General features: G+C 61.6%; 18 protein-coding genes. 10 read left to right on the top strand and 8 right to left on the bottom strand.

Annotated elements, in window-relative coordinates; all coding sequences use genetic code 11:
* Positions 1-53: 53 nt before the first annotated feature.
* Both recA and recX read left to right on the top strand, forming a co-directional pair.
* Entirely contained in the window at positions 54-1121 is a 1068-nt protein-coding gene (gene recA, locus PM2_RS21520; RefSeq protein WP_016715435.1) for a recombinase RecA, read from the top strand.
* 21 nt (positions 1122-1142) lie between these two features.
* Positions 1143-1613 (top strand): recombination regulator RecX, encoded by a 471-nt coding sequence (gene recX, locus PM2_RS21525; RefSeq protein ID WP_016715436.1) that lies wholly within the window; start codon positions 1143-1145, stop codon positions 1611-1613.
* A gap of 49 nt (positions 1614-1662) precedes the next feature.
* Here recX and PM2_RS21530 read toward each other — a convergent pair whose 3' ends face one another.
* Positions 1663-2784: an LOG family protein gene (locus PM2_RS21530; protein WP_016715437.1), complete on the bottom strand. Its 1122-nt coding sequence runs from the start codon at positions 2782-2784 to the stop codon at positions 1663-1665.
* A gap of 160 nt (positions 2785-2944) precedes the next feature.
* Between PM2_RS21530 and PM2_RS21535 the strand changes: the two genes are divergently transcribed.
* Positions 2945-3154 carry a hypothetical protein gene (locus tag PM2_RS21535; protein WP_016715438.1) on the top strand — a complete coding sequence of 70 codons (210 nt, stop codon included), beginning with the start codon at positions 2945-2947 and terminating at the stop codon, positions 3152-3154.
* A 15-nt stretch (positions 3155-3169) separates the two neighbouring features.
* Here the strand turns inward: PM2_RS21535 and PM2_RS21540 are convergent, their stop codons facing one another.
* Positions 3170-3589, bottom strand: a complete 420-nt coding sequence (locus PM2_RS21540; RefSeq protein ID WP_016715439.1) for a quorum-sensing-regulated virulence factor family protein — start codon at positions 3587-3589, stop codon at positions 3170-3172.
* Positions 3590-3806: 217 nt separating this feature from the next.
* Here PM2_RS21540 and PM2_RS21545 point away from each other — a divergent pair, with 217 nt between their 5' ends.
* From PM2_RS21545 to PM2_RS21555, 3 genes are all read left to right on the top strand, one after another.
* A complete protein-coding gene (locus PM2_RS21545; protein ID WP_016715441.1) occupies positions 3807-4517 on the top strand; it encodes a tRNA-uridine aminocarboxypropyltransferase in 711 nt (236 codons plus the stop codon).
* 179 nt (positions 4518-4696) lie between these two features.
* Positions 4697-5347, top strand: coding sequence for a response regulator transcription factor ErdR (erdR, locus tag PM2_RS21550; RefSeq protein WP_016715442.1), 651 nt, complete (start codon positions 4697-4699; stop codon positions 5345-5347).
* A gap of 73 nt (positions 5348-5420) precedes the next feature.
* Complete coding sequence (locus PM2_RS21555; RefSeq protein WP_010952700.1) at positions 5421-5786, top strand: diacylglycerol kinase; 366 nt, start codon at positions 5421-5423, stop codon at positions 5784-5786.
* Here the strand turns inward: PM2_RS21555 and finR are convergent.
* Entirely contained in the window at positions 5783-6709 is a 927-nt protein-coding gene (gene finR, locus PM2_RS21560) for a LysR family transcriptional regulator FinR (protein ID WP_016715443.1), read from the bottom strand. The two genes, PM2_RS21555 and finR, sit on opposite strands and share 4 nt — an antisense overlap.
* Before the next feature lie 118 nt (positions 6710-6827).
* On the opposite strand from finR, the gene fpr reads away from it, so the two are divergent.
* Entirely contained in the window at positions 6828-7607 is a 780-nt protein-coding gene (gene fpr, locus PM2_RS21565; protein ID WP_004375483.1) for a ferredoxin-NADP reductase, read from the top strand.
* 59 nt (positions 7608-7666) lie between these two features.
* Here fpr and PM2_RS21570 read toward each other — a convergent pair whose 3' ends face one another.
* Both PM2_RS21570 and PM2_RS21575 read right to left on the bottom strand, forming a co-directional pair.
* On the bottom strand, positions 7667-8161 hold the full coding sequence (locus PM2_RS21570; protein ID WP_016715444.1) for a SprT family zinc-dependent metalloprotease: 495 nt from the start codon (positions 8159-8161) through the stop codon (positions 7667-7669).
* Positions 8162-8292: 131 nt separating this feature from the next.
* Positions 8293-8892 carry a Yip1 family protein gene (locus PM2_RS21575; RefSeq protein WP_003252385.1) on the bottom strand — a complete coding sequence of 200 codons (600 nt, stop codon included), beginning with the start codon at positions 8890-8892 and terminating at the stop codon, positions 8293-8295.
* Between the two features lie 262 nt (positions 8893-9154).
* Between PM2_RS21575 and ttcA the strand changes: the two genes are divergently transcribed.
* Positions 9155-9979 (top strand): tRNA 2-thiocytidine(32) synthetase TtcA, encoded by an 825-nt coding sequence (gene ttcA / locus PM2_RS21580; protein WP_016715445.1) that lies wholly within the window; start codon positions 9155-9157, stop codon positions 9977-9979.
* Positions 9980-9983: 4 nt separating this feature from the next.
* The gene (locus tag PM2_RS21585; RefSeq protein ID WP_016715446.1) at positions 9984-10655 is read left to right on the top strand and encodes a DNA-3-methyladenine glycosylase I; all 672 of its coding nucleotides are present in this window, start codon (positions 9984-9986) and stop codon (positions 10653-10655) included.
* A 30-nt stretch (positions 10656-10685) separates the two neighbouring features.
* Here the strand turns inward: PM2_RS21585 and PM2_RS21590 are convergent, their stop codons facing one another.
* The 3 genes from PM2_RS21590 to arsC are packed head-to-tail and all read right to left on the bottom strand — an operon-like array spanning position 10686 to position 12047.
* Entirely contained in the window at positions 10686-11099 is a 414-nt protein-coding gene (locus tag PM2_RS21590) for a DUF2069 domain-containing protein (RefSeq protein WP_016715447.1), read from the bottom strand.
* Positions 11092-11697 carry an NAD(P)H:quinone oxidoreductase gene (gene wrbA / locus PM2_RS21595; RefSeq protein WP_016501124.1) on the bottom strand — a complete coding sequence of 202 codons (606 nt, stop codon included), beginning with the start codon at positions 11695-11697 and terminating at the stop codon, positions 11092-11094. Before wrbA ends, PM2_RS21590 begins: the two co-directional genes overlap by 8 nt.
* Positions 11694-12047 (bottom strand): arsenate reductase (glutaredoxin), encoded by a 354-nt coding sequence (gene arsC, locus PM2_RS21600; protein WP_016715448.1) that lies wholly within the window; start codon positions 12045-12047, stop codon positions 11694-11696. The genes wrbA and arsC overlap by 4 nt, the downstream gene beginning before the upstream one ends.
* Before the next feature lie 85 nt (positions 12048-12132).
* Here arsC and PM2_RS21605 point away from each other — a divergent pair, with 85 nt between their 5' ends.
* Positions 12133-12597 carry a TlpA disulfide reductase family protein gene (locus PM2_RS21605; protein WP_016715449.1) on the top strand — a complete coding sequence of 155 codons (465 nt, stop codon included), beginning with the start codon at positions 12133-12135 and terminating at the stop codon, positions 12595-12597.
* The last annotated feature ends 7 nt before the right edge of the window (positions 12598-12604 follow it).

Below are 12604 nucleotides of genomic sequence, written 5' to 3' on the forward strand. Positions count from 1 at the left end.
ACTTATACAGGTATTCCGGCCGTCAGGGCCACGTCGAACACGTGAGGATTTCAATGGACGACAACAAGAAGCGCGCCTTGGCTGCGGCCCTGGGTCAGATCGAACGCCAATTCGGTAAAGGCGCAGTCATGCGCATGGGCGACCACGAGCGCCAGGCGATCCCGGCCATTTCCACCGGTTCGCTGGGCCTGGACATCGCACTGGGCATTGGCGGCCTGCCAAAAGGCCGTATCGTCGAGATCTACGGCCCGGAATCGTCGGGTAAAACCACGCTGACCCTGTCGGTCATCGCCGAAGCCCAGAAAAACGGCGCCACCTGCGCCTTCGTCGACGCCGAGCACGCCCTCGACCCTGAATACGCGGGCAAGCTGGGCGTCAACGTCGACGACCTGCTGGTTTCGCAGCCGGACACCGGCGAACAGGCCCTGGAAATCACCGACATGTTGGTGCGTTCCAACGCTGTTGACGTGATCATCGTTGACTCCGTGGCCGCCCTGGTGCCGAAGGCCGAGATCGAAGGCGAAATGGGTGACATGCACGTGGGCCTGCAGGCTCGCCTGATGTCCCAGGCGCTGCGCAAAATCACCGGTAACATCAAGAACGCCAACTGCCTGGTAATCTTCATCAACCAGATCCGTATGAAGATCGGCGTAATGTTCGGCAGCCCGGAAACCACCACCGGTGGTAACGCCCTGAAATTCTACGCCTCGGTGCGCCTGGACATCCGTCGTACGGGTGCGGTCAAGGAAGGCGACGAGGTGGTTGGCAGCGAAACCCGCGTCAAGATCGTCAAGAACAAGGTTTCGCCACCGTTCCGTCAGGCCGAGTTCCAGATCCTCTACGGCAAGGGTATCTACCGCAACGGCGAAATCATCGACCTGGGTGTTTCCCAAGGTCTGGTCGAGAAGTCCGGTGCCTGGTATGCCTACCAAGGCAACAAGATTGGTCAAGGTAAAGCCAACGCCGCCAAGTACCTGGCTGAGAACCCGGCGATTGGTGCCGAGATCGAGAAGCAGATTCGCGACAAGTTGCTGACTTCTGGCGCTGTCGCTGCTGCTGGCAAAGCTGCGGCTGTCGAAGCAGATGCCGATGACATGGCCGACGCTGACGCCGGTTATTGATTGCGCGGTAGATAGCTGAACATGTCCGCCGTACTCGACACCCCCGTCGCCATTCGGCGGACAGCCATGGACCTGCTCGCGCGACGTGAGCACGGTCGCGTCGAGCTGACGCGCAAGCTGCGTCAGCGCGGCGCTTCGGATGAGCTGATCGAGCCTGAGCTTGATCGGCTCGCCGAAGAAGGGCTGCTGAGTGAAGCCCGCTACCTTGAAAGCTTTATCCGCTACCGTTCCGGTTCTGGCTATGGCCCTGCGCGTATTCGCGAAGAGCTTGGGCAGCGTGGTTTGGCGCGTGCTGATATCGAGCAGGCGCTACGCGAGAGCGAGGTGGACTGGGCAGAGCGCATGCGTGATGTGTGGCAGCGCAAGTTCGCCGGGCAGCGCCCGCAAGACCCGCGCAGCCGTGCCCAGCAGACCCGGTTTCTCGCTTACCGGGGCTTCCCCATGGATTTGATCGGTCGCCTGCTCAGTGGGCGGGATCTGGATGATTACTGATCATTGCTGAAATGCCGGGGCCGCTCTGCGGCCCCAAAGCAGACGACACTTATGAACTGACCCTCAACGCCTCCCTAGCCCGTTGCGTGGTATGCATCGGCTGCGGCTTGGCCCAGTTTTCCGGCAGGTTGATGAAGTCTACCAGCTCGCGCAACCGGCCCTGATCCCGGCCATTGAAGGCGAACGACAAGCGGGTCAGGTGGCTGAAATTACCCACCTCATGCTCGGCGCCACTGTCTGGCTGCTGGTGATACTTGCCACTCAGGCGCAAGTCGGCATAACCCTCCTGGATGTCATACAGCGCTGCTTCGCTGAGCGGGTGGTGCATGCGGATTACGAACTGGCTCTTCAGCCAGCGGCTGGAATGGTAGTTGCTGTAGAACTGGTTGATTTCCTCCACCGCCTCGTCGGCACTGTGTACCAGGCGTACCAGCTTCAGATCGCTGGGCAGGATGTAGCGGTTTTCTTCCAGCTGGCTGCTGATGAAGTTCAGGCAGTCTCGCCAGAAGCTACCGCCAGGCGAGTCCAGCAGCACCACCGGTACCAATGGGCTTTTGCCGGTCTGGATCAGGGTCAGAACCTCCAGCGCTTCATCCAGGGTGCCGAAACCGCCAGGGCACAGCACCAGGGCATCAGCCTCTTTGACAAAAAACAGCTTGCGGATGAAGAAAAAGTGGAACGGTAACAGCTTGTCGGTACCGCCTACCGTGGGGTTGGCATGTTGTTCGAAGGGCAGGGTGATGTTGAAACCCAGGCTGTGCTCGCTGCCAGCGCCTTCGTGGGCTGCCGCCATGATGCCGCCACCCGCTCCGGTAATGACCATCAGATCGGAGCGTGCCAGGGAGGCGCCCAGCTCGCGGGCTAAGGCATACATCGGGTGCTCTAGCGGGGTACGTGCCGAACCGAACACGGTCACCTTGCGCCGACCTTTGTAGCGCTGCAGGGTGCGGAACGACTGGTCCAGTTCGCGCAGGGCTTGCAAGGTGATCTTGGCGCTCCAGCGGTCGCTGTCGTCATGGGCCATGCGCAGGATGGTCAGCATCATGTCGCGGTACAGCGGCAAGTTGGGGCTGTCGGGTGCTACCAGTTGCAGTTGTGCGTCGATGTTGCTCAGGTCGATGTTGTTGTCGCGGAAGTGGCTGAACAGCAGTTCATTCGATTGGTAAGGCATGCAACGTCTCCTTCTGCACCAATGCCTATGACCTCAATCTAGACCGTCGCGCCCGATCGTGCCGGGTTGTTTGGCAGCGCCGCCTGTCGGCATGCACCCAATGGCGGCACGGGTTTGGTTAACTGGTAAAGCGAAACGTGTCGATGCAGGAGGTGGCGGTATGCATCGCTTGATCATCGAAGTGGACGGGCAGCTCTACCGGCTGCTGGAGAGCGCGGCCCAGATGCATCACCTGAGCCTCGAGGTCGAGTGCCGCCGCAGGTTGGAGGGGCTGGAGTGCCAGTCGCGCTACCTGCAGGCGTTGTTGGCCGAAATGCGCGCCGATGCCGCTGAAGGGCGCTGGTGCGCCCGCGAGAAGGAGCAGGTGTAGCGTGATACGCGCCTGTTACTTCTTCTTGTTGCCGGCCACGCAGCTGGCACTGTCGAAGGCCTGATCCATGATGGGCTGGTTGGTCTTGTAGACAGTGAAACGGTAGACCATGACCGCACCCTTGGACATCAGGTTACGGAACCCGCTATTGCGGCAAACGCTGTCGCCCAGCTGGCTGCGTACCTGCTCGGGGTTGGCCTGCATGCGCTCGGCGTGGCTCTGGCGTACGCTCAGGTGGTTGACCAGCGCCTTGCCCTCTACGGTGTAACCCTGGTCGAGGATGTCCTCGTTGATGGCGCGCGGGGTACCGACGCTGCTTTCTTTGGCAACCTTCTGCAGCATCTTGTTAAGGTCGTAGTCCTGCTTGGATGCCGCCTGTGCTGCCAAAGGCAGGGCGAGCAACAGGCTCAGGGCGGGGGCGATAAGGCGCAGCATGAATCTCTCCTGGTTCGATGACTGGCGCTTTGACATGCGCGGGTCGACGGTGTTCCGTGAAATCGCGCAAGGCAAGATCCGGGCACGGTAAAGGCCCGATTATAAAGACCGCCTTGCAGCCTGCACAGCAATTGCCCCCTGTTCTGGTAAACTGGCGCCCTTGTGTTCTCCGAGTCATCCTTGTGCCCATTTCCAAATCGACCAGAGGCCTGCCGGCATGAGCCATGCGGTAGCGCGCCTGCGCGCCGAACGCCTGGCCCGCAGCAACAAGCCATTCATCGCCCGTGGTTCGCGTGCAGAGCGTTGCCCGGATTGCCGGGTGATTGCCACCCACTGCCTGTGTGCCTGGAAACCCCGTGTACAGGCTGACTCCGGCGTGTGCCTGCTGATGCACGACACCGAGCCGTTGAAGCCTACCAACACCGGCTGGCTGATTGCCGACCTGATCGAAGACACCTCCGCTTTTGGCTGGCTGCGCACCTCGGTCGACGAGCGTTTACTGGCCTTGCTCGACGACCCGCGCTGGCAGCCCTATATCGTCTTTCCGGGCGAGTTCGTGGCTGAGCAGCGGGTGGTCAGCGAGGTGGTGCGCGAGCCGGGCAAGCGCCCGTTGTTCATCCTGCTGGATGCCACCTGGACCGAGGCGCGCAAGATGTTCCGCAAAAGCCCGTACCTGGACCGCTTCCCGGTGTTGAGCCTGCAGGCCGAGCAGATGTCGCGTTACCGCCTGCGGCGTTCCAAGCGTGACGATCACTTCTGCACGGCAGAAGTGGCCGCCATGTGCCTGGACCTGGCCGGTGACAGCCAGGCCTCGCAGGCATTGGATGCCTACCTGGATGTGTTCAGCCTGCATTACCTGAGCGGCAAGCGGCGCCTGCCGCTGGACGAGCAGGACGACACCCATCAGCGTTTGCATACCTTCCTATAGTCCAAGGGGCACAACCCCTGCTTTGGTTCATAATGACGGAGCTGGCAGCCAGGGTTGGCGAGACGGCAGGGCGATCGGCTTGACCACCCTTGACCGTGCTCGGCATCCTTGGCGCCGATTCCCCGCCGGACGCTTCCCTTACCCTCGAGCGCCTGGCACAGAACAGGATCCTTAGATCGATGGCCACTTACGAAATCCTGATTGCCGATGACCACCCACTGTTCCGTGGCGCCCTGCGCCAGGCCGTTACCCTCGGCCTGGGCCCGGATGTACGCCTGGTCGAAGTCGCGAGCATTGCCGAACTGGAAACCCGTCTGAGCGAAAAAGCCGACTGGGACCTGGTGCTGCTGGACTTGAACATGCCGGGTGCTTACGGTTTTTCCGGGCTGGTGCTGTTGCGCGGGCAATACCCGCAGATTCCCGTGGTGATGGTATCGGCGCAGGAAGAGGCTGCCGTGGTGGTCAAGTCCCGCGAGTTTGGCGCCAGTGGCTTCATTCCCAAGTCCAGCACCCTGGAAGTCATCCAGGATGCCGTGCGCAAGGTGCTCGATGGCGAGGTCTGGTGGCCGCCGCAGGCGTTCGAAAAGGTGGATGTGTCGGCTGAGGCCAAAGCCGCCAGCGAAGGCCTGGCCAGCCTTACGCCGCAGCAATTCCGCGTACTGACCATGGTCTGTGAAGGCTTGTTGAACAAGCAGATCGCCTATGAGCTGAACGTGTCGGAAGCAACCATCAAGGCCCACGTGACCGCGATCTTCCGCAAGCTGGGCGTGCGCACCCGCACCCAGGCTGCGCTGCTGCTGCAACAACTTGAATCGGTTGCCAGCAACTGACTGCGCGTGGCTTCACGCTTTTTTGACCCGTGCCGGTCTAGTCTGCTGGCCTTTCTGTTGTGAAGTGACTCACATGACATCGCCATTCAAGGGCCAGACCGGCCTCAAACGCATCTTCAACGCCGCCGGCTACTCGCTGGACGGCCTGCGCGCCGCCTTCAAAGGGGAGGCCGCGTTCCGCCAACTGGTACTGCTCAACGTGCTGCTGATCCCGATCGCCTTCTGGTTGCCGGTCAGCCGTGCGGAACGGGCGATCATGATCGCGGTGTGCTTGTTGGGCTTGATCGTCGAGCTGTTCAACTCGGCAGTGGAAGCGGCCATCGACCGCATCTCGCTGGAGCGTCACCCCCTGTCGAAAAACGCCAAGGACATGGGCAGCGCCGCACAGCTGGTGGCGCTGACCATGGTCGCGCTGGTGTGGGGCGTTATCCTGCTTTAAGCGATTGGCGGCAGCACGATCTCATCACTGCGGGTAAAGCCCGCAGTGAAGCTGCGGCAAAGTTCCAGAAACTCACGCATGGCCGAGGTCTGGTACTTTTGTTTGTGCCAGATGAAGTAGAACTGGCGCATCAGGTCCAGCTCGGGGGTTTCTACCGCTACCAGGCTGCCTCGGCGGAAGGCATCCCGCAGCGCCAGGCGTGAAATGCAACCAATGCCCAGGCCCGACTCGACGGCGCGCTTGATGGCTTCGGTGTGTTCCAGCTCCAGGCGTATATTGAGGTTGGCGCGGTGATGGCGCATGGCCTGGTCGAAGGTCAGGCGCGTGCCTGAGCCTTGCTCGCGCAGTATCCACGCTTCTTGCGACAAGCTTTCGATATCGGCGCGGCCCAGCGTGGCCAGCGGATGCTGCGGCGCGCAGAACACCACCAGTTCGTCCTCTACCCAGGGCTGCACTTCCAGGTCCGGGTGGTTGCAGTCACCTTCGATTAGACCCAGATCAATTTCGTAGTGCGCCACCTGCTGCACGATATGCGCAGTGTTCTGTACATGCAGCTTCACCTGGCTTTCCGGGTGGGTCTGCATGAAGCTGCCGATCAGCAGGGTGGCCAGGTAGTTGCCGATGGTCAGCGTGGCGCCAACCGCCAGCGAACCGAAACCGGACTTGCCATTGAGCAGGTCTTCGATTTCCTTGGCCTGGTCGAGCAGGGCCACCGCCTGCGGTAGCAGCTGATGGCCCAAGGCGTTGAGGGCCAGTCGCTTGCCGGCACGGTCGAACAACTGGCAGCTCGATTGCCGCTCCAGTTCGGTAATTGAAGTGCTGGCGGCCGACTGCGACAACGCCAGCAGGCTAGCGGCCCGAGAGACGCTTTGATGCTGGGCGACGGCGACGAAGACCTGCAGTTGACGAAGTGTGAATCGCATATCGATATAACCGATAACACATATCTTGATAATCCAGTTAACAGATATTGTCGCTGCCCCTAAACTATCGCGCAACTGCGCGTTTTGCGCGCCGCGTTTTTCTTCAGGAGCCCCATCGATGAGCAACATGAACCACGAACGTGTCCTCAGTGTGCACCACTGGAACGACACCCTGTTCAGCTTCAAGTGCACCCGCGACCCGGGCCTGCGCTTCGAGAACGGTCAGTTCGTGATGATCGGCCTGCAGCAGGAAAGCGGCCGTCCGCTCATGCGTGCCTATTCCATCGCTTCGCCGAACTGGGAAGAGCACCTGGAGTTCTTCAGCATCAAGGTGCCGGACGGCCCGCTGACCTCGCAGCTGCAGCACCTGAAGGAAGGCGATGAGATCATCATAAGCAAGAAGCCTACCGGTACTCTGGTACTTGACGACCTGAACCCGGGCAAGCACCTGTACCTGCTGAGCACCGGCACTGGCCTGGCGCCGTTCATGAGCGTCATCCAGGACCCGGAAACCTACGAGCGCTTCGAAAAAGTGATCCTGGTGCATGGCGTGCGTTACGTGAACGAAGTGGCCTATCGCGAGTTCATCACCGAGCACCTGCCGCAGAACGAGTTCTTCGGTGAGTCGGTTCGCGACAAGCTGATCTACTACCCGACCGTGACCCGCGAGCCGTTCGAGAACCAGGGCCGTCTGACCGACCTGATGCGCAGCGGCAAGCTGTTCAGCGACATCGGCCTGCCACCGATCAACCCGCAGGATGACCGTGCGATGATCTGCGGCAGCCCAAGCATGCTCGACGAGACCAGCGAAGTGCTGGACAGCTTCGGCCTGAAGATCTCCCCGCGAATGCGCGAGCCGGGTGACTACCTGATCGAGCGTGCCTTCGTCGAGAAGTAAGGCGCAGGCTGGTACAAGAAGGCGACCCTTGGGTCGCCTTTCTTATGCCTGAACACCATCTATTCGACGCGCGTCTCGCCGCTGTACACCAGAATCTCCCTGCACCGCTTGCACAGGTACCGCCGCCCCTGGCGCACCAATTTGTGCCGCTGCGCCGTAAACGGGAAGTCACCCTGCGGGCACGGGCAACGGTAAATGTAGCGGGTGACCGCGCGCCGTTGCACTGCGTAGTTGTGGCACCGGTTGGGCGGCAGCTCGTACACCCCGCGCATGATCAGCTGCCACTCCTCGCCATGGGCCTGGATGCGGTCGCCGAACAGCTGGTGGGCCACCAGGTGTGCCACTTCATGGGCCACGGTCTGGCGCAGGAAGTCTTCCTGGTTTTCGCGGTAGAGCTGCAGGTTGAAACGCAGCAGGTTCTCGTGCAGGTGGGCAACCCCGGCTTTTTGCCCGCGCAGCTTGAAGCTGACTTCCGGGCGCGGGAAGGGGCGTTTGAAGAAGGTTTCGGCTTGCTGGTAACAGGTTTCGACGCGTTGTCTGAGCAGCTCGGGCATGGCGGGGTGGTTCTCCTGACCGGGCATTATGCCGCAACTGCAGCGGGGGTGCCGAGCCACCGGTCAGCGCACAGCCAGAGGCCGCCTTGCGGCGGCCCCTGGTTGATGCCCCTGTGTTGGTTGAATCTGTTCTAGTTGGTGTAGACGGGCCCCACGCCCAGTCCCCAGATAATCACCGTGGCGGCCATGATCGCCACCAGTACCACAAGGCCCACCGCCAGCACGGAGCTTGAGAACAGGAAGCCTTCGTCGGACGGTATGTTCATGAACGTCGGTAAGCCGACATACAGCAGGTACACCGTGTAGCAGATGGCGGCCGTGCCGATCAGCATGCCCAGCCACAAGTGCGGGTAAAGCGCTGCCAGGCCGCCGATGAACAAAGGGGTGGCGGTGTAGGTGGCAAAGGCGATGCACTGCGCCATCGACGGGTTGGCATCGTAGGTGCGGGCCATCCAGTGGATGAATGCGCCCATTACCGCCACCCCGGCGAGCATAGCCAGGTACGACATGATGCTCATCCAGATAGCACTTTCCATGGTCAGCATCACTGCTGGCCGGTCGCCAATCACCCAGCCGACCTGGGTGGTGCCGATGAACGCCGAAACGGCGGGAATCGCCGCCAGGATAAGGGTATGCGTCAGGTACATGTGGCTGATGGTTTCTTCTTCGCCACGGATTTCCCGCCATTCTTGGTCGGGATGGGTAAACAGCCCCACAACGTGATGAATCATGCCGGTCACTCCTCTTAATGTTGCCAAACGCCCCCCAGCTGGAGCGCAAGCGGCCCGAGGCCCGAACACCGAAGCAAGCGGTAATGTGGCCTTATGTCGCAGTATAGGAAGCTGTTGCCGGCATAAACCGTGCTTTTTAGAGCAAATTGCGCTGTCAGGCGTACTGTTGATTACATTGAAGTCTTTGTCGGAATGCCTACAGCGGCGCTGCGTTTGTGCGTAAAATAGCCGCCTTTTGTCACACCTCGCGGATTCAAGCGCTATGGGCACCCTCTCGGTCAACCAGAACAAACTGCAAAAACGCCTGCGTCGTCTCGCCGGCGAAGCCATCACCGACTACAACATGATCGAGGATGGTGACAAGGTCATGGTCTGCCTGTCTGGCGGCAAGGACAGCTACACCATGCTCGACGTTCTGTTGCACCTGCAGAAGGTGGCACCGATCAAGTTCGAGATCGTTGCGGTGAACATGGACCAGAAGCAGCCGGGCTTCCCCGAGCACGTGCTGCCGGCCTACCTCAAGGAGCTGGGCGTCGAGTACCACATCGTCGAGAAAGACACCTACTCGGTGGTCAAGGAACTGGTACCCGAGGGCAAGACCACGTGCTCGCTGTGCTCGCGCTTGCGCCGTGGCACCTTGTACACCTTCGCCGATGAAATCGGCGCGACCAAGATGGCCTTGGGGCACCACCGCGACGATATCGTCGAAACCTTCTTCCTCAACATGTTCTTCAACGGTGCGCTCAAGGGCATGCCGCCGAAGCTGCGCGCCGATGATGGCCGCAACGTGGTGATCCGTCCGCTGGCCTATTGCAGCGAGAAAGACATCCAGGCCTACTCGGACATGAAGGAATTCCCGATCATCCCGTGCAACCTGTGCGGCTCGCAGGAAAACCTGCAGCGCCAGGTGGTCAAGGACATGCTGGTGGAGTGGGAGCGCAAGCACCCGGGCCGTACCGAGAGCATTTTCCGCGCCCTGCAGAACGTGGCACCGTCGCAACTGGCCGACCGCAACCTGTTCGACTTCACCAGCCTGAAGATCGACGAAAACGCTACCCCGCGCTTCCTCGACGTGGTGAACATCTGAGCCTATGCGCGATTACCAGTGGCTGCATGAGTACTGCCTGAACCGCTTTGGCTCGGCCCAGGCGCTGGAGGCATTCCTGCCGCAGCCGCGCACGCCGGCGCAGCTGCGGGGCATCAGTGATGACCGCTACCTGTCGACCCTGGCCTTGCGTGTGTTCCGCGCCGGGCTCAAGCACAGCCTGGTGGATGCCAAATGGCCGGCGTTCGAGCAGGTGTTCTTCGGTTTCGTCCCGGAGAAGGTGGTGCTGATGGGCGCCGAGCACCTGGAGCGGCTGATGCAGGATGAGCGCATCATCCGTCACATGGGCAAGCTCAAGAGCGTGCCGCGCAATGCGCAGATGGTGCTCGACGTGGCGAAGGACAAGGGCAGTTTCGGCGCATTCATCGCCGATTGGCCGGTGACCGACATCGTGGGCTTGTGGAAGTACCTGGCCAAGCATGGCAACCAGTTGGGCGGGTTGTCGGCGCCACGCTTTTTGCGCATGGTTGGCAAGGATACGTTCATTCCCACCGATGACATGGCGGCGGCGCTGATTGCGCAGAAGGTGATCGACAAGCAACCGACCAGTCAACGCGACCTGGCGTTGGTACAGCAGGCGTTCAACCAGTGGCACGAAGAGAGCGGGCGGCCGCTGTGCCAGTTGTCGGTGATGCTGGCGCATACCGTCAACCATTGAGATTTTGGGGCCGCAGAGCGGCCCCAGATGTTAATTACCTTCGCCCGCCAGGCGCCGCTCATGCTGGAACTTCCAGCGCACATACAGCAGCCCTGCAATGAACAACCCCAGGCTCACCAGCACTTCAACCCAGCCGAACACCGCCCGCGCCGGGTCGAACGCCGCCAGCACGCCCTTGATGAAATAGATGTTCACCACGAAGCAGGTCCAGGCATGTGCCCGTGCGCTGCCTGTCAGCATGCCCGGCAGCAGCAACAGCAGCGGCACCAGTTCGATCGCCAGGATCACCTCGACCCGTGCCCCGTGCAGGTTGGCAAACCACAGGTTGTTGACCACCAGCAAAGCGATCAGGCCGAAGAAAAACGCCAGGCTCAACGCTCGGGTCAGGCGCAGGCGCGGTGCCAACCATTCCAGTGGTGGCAACACCTTGGGCTTTTTAGCCACGCGCGGCCTCCAGGGCCTTGGCGGTGGTCGCCAGGCGTTGGCCAAGGGCGCGGCACAGGGCGATCTCGTGTTGGTCGAGCTCGCGCTTGCCATCGGCACCGGCATGGTGGCTGGCGCCGTAAGGGGTGCCGCCGCCGCGGGTTTCCAGCAAGGCCGATTCACTGTAGGGCAGGCCCATCACCAGCATGCCGTGGTGCATCAACGGCAGCATCATCGACAGCAGGGTGGTTTCCTGGCCGCCGTGCAGGCTGGCGGTGGAGGTGAACACGCCGGCAGGCTTGCCCACCAGTTCGCCACCCAGCCACAGGCTGCTGGTGCCGTCCAGGAAGTACTTCAGCGGCGCTGCCATGTTGCCGAAACGGGTCGGGCTGCCCAGCACTAGGCCGGCGCAGTGGCGCAGGTCGTCCAGGGTGGCGTACAGCGCGCCACTGGCCGGAATATCCGGCGCGACGGCTTCGCATTCGGTGGAGATCGCAGGCACCGTGCGCAGGCGCGCCTCCATGCCGGCCAGTTCGATGCCGCGAGCGATATGCCGGGCCATTTCGCTGGTCGAACCATGGCGGCTGTAATACAGCACCAGAATGTACGGGGCGCTCACGGCAGGATCTCCAGCACTTTTTCCGGTGGGCGACCGACCACGGCCTTGTCACCGGCGACCAGGATCGGGCGTTCGATCAGCTTGGGGTGCTGGGTCATGGCGTCGATCAGTTGTGCATCGGTCAATGCCGGGTCAGCCAGGTTCAGGTCCTTGTACGCGTCTTCACCTGTTCGCAGCAGTTGGCGTGGTGTGACGCCCAGCTTGGCGAGCAGGGCCTTGAGGGTGGCGGCGTCGGGTGGGGTTTCCAGGTAGCGCACGATGGTTGGCGCCAGGCCGCGGGCTTCGAGCAGTTCCAGCGCGCCGCGGGATTTCGAGCAGCGCGGGTTATGATAGAGCGTGAGGTCGGTCATGTCGGGTCGCATCCAGCAGGGTGTGGCGGCTATTCTAACCGCAGCGACTGACCAATTTGCTTTAAAACTCGAGAAGGATTGACCCATGGCAAGGCGTCTGGCAGCAGTACTGGCCATCACCGCGAGCCTGTTGCTCGGTGGTTGCGGTGCCGATTATGGCGTGGACCAACACGGTAATACGGTTAAGGCCGAACAGATCGACGGGCACTGGCTGGTGCTCAACTACTGGGCTGAATGGTGCGGGCCGTGCCGTACCGAAATCCCGGAACTGAACGCGGCGGCCAAGCAGTGGGCGGCCGATGGCATCAAGGTGGTGGGGGTGAATTTCGATGGCTTGCAGGGCCAGGACCTGAAACAGGCCGCTGAAACCCTGGGCATCGGTTTTACCGTGCTGGCCCAGGACCCGGCCGAGCGCTACGACCTGCCACGCAGCGAGGCGCTGCCAGTGACCTACATCATCGATGACAAGGGCAAGGTGCGTGAGCAGCTGTTGGGCGAGCAGACCCTGGAAGGGTTGCAGGCCAAGATCAAGGCCCTGAAAGGCGCTTGATGCATTT

Source organism: Pseudomonas monteilii NBRC 103158 = DSM 14164, from assembly GCF_000730605.1.
Taxonomy (GTDB): Bacteria; Pseudomonadota; Gammaproteobacteria; order Pseudomonadales; family Pseudomonadaceae; genus Aquipseudomonas; species Aquipseudomonas monteilii.

Bases quoted from the DNA above. Each gene is read 5' to 3' on its own strand.
- recA (WP_016715435.1), top strand. From the start codon at position 54: ATGGACGACAACAAGAAGCGCGCCTTGGCTGCGGCCCTGGGTCAGATC.
- arsC (WP_016715448.1), bottom strand. From the start codon at position 12,047: ATGACCGACCTCACGCTCTATCATAACCCGCGCTGCTCGAAATCCCGC.
- PM2_RS21605 (WP_016715449.1), top strand. From the start codon at position 12,133: ATGGCAAGGCGTCTGGCAGCAGTACTGGCCATCACCGCGAGCCTGTTG.
- ttcA (WP_016715445.1), top strand. From the start codon at position 9,155: ATGGGCACCCTCTCGGTCAACCAGAACAAACTGCAAAAACGCCTGCGT.
- PM2_RS21545 (WP_016715441.1), top strand. From the start codon at position 3,807: ATGAGCCATGCGGTAGCGCGCCTGCGCGCCGAACGCCTGGCCCGCAGC.
- PM2_RS21530 (WP_016715437.1), bottom strand. From the start codon at position 2,784: ATGCCTTACCAATCGAATGAACTGCTGTTCAGCCACTTCCGCGACAAC.
- PM2_RS21570 (WP_016715444.1), bottom strand. From the start codon at position 8,161: ATGCCCGAGCTGCTCAGACAACGCGTCGAAACCTGTTACCAGCAAGCC.
- fpr (WP_004375483.1), top strand. From the start codon at position 6,828: ATGAGCAACATGAACCACGAACGTGTCCTCAGTGTGCACCACTGGAAC.
- PM2_RS21540 (WP_016715439.1), bottom strand. From the start codon at position 3,589: ATGCTGCGCCTTATCGCCCCCGCCCTGAGCCTGTTGCTCGCCCTGCCT.
- erdR (WP_016715442.1), top strand. From the start codon at position 4,697: ATGGCCACTTACGAAATCCTGATTGCCGATGACCACCCACTGTTCCGT.
- PM2_RS21575 (WP_003252385.1), bottom strand. From the start codon at position 8,892: ATGATTCATCACGTTGTGGGGCTGTTTACCCATCCCGACCAAGAATGG.
- recX (WP_016715436.1), top strand. From the start codon at position 1,143: ATGTCCGCCGTACTCGACACCCCCGTCGCCATTCGGCGGACAGCCATG.
- PM2_RS21585 (WP_016715446.1), top strand. From the start codon at position 9,984: ATGCGCGATTACCAGTGGCTGCATGAGTACTGCCTGAACCGCTTTGGC.
- finR (WP_016715443.1), bottom strand. From the start codon at position 6,709: ATGCGATTCACACTTCGTCAACTGCAGGTCTTCGTCGCCGTCGCCCAG.
- PM2_RS21535 (WP_016715438.1), top strand. From the start codon at position 2,945: ATGCATCGCTTGATCATCGAAGTGGACGGGCAGCTCTACCGGCTGCTG.
- PM2_RS21555 (WP_010952700.1), top strand. From the start codon at position 5,421: ATGACATCGCCATTCAAGGGCCAGACCGGCCTCAAACGCATCTTCAAC.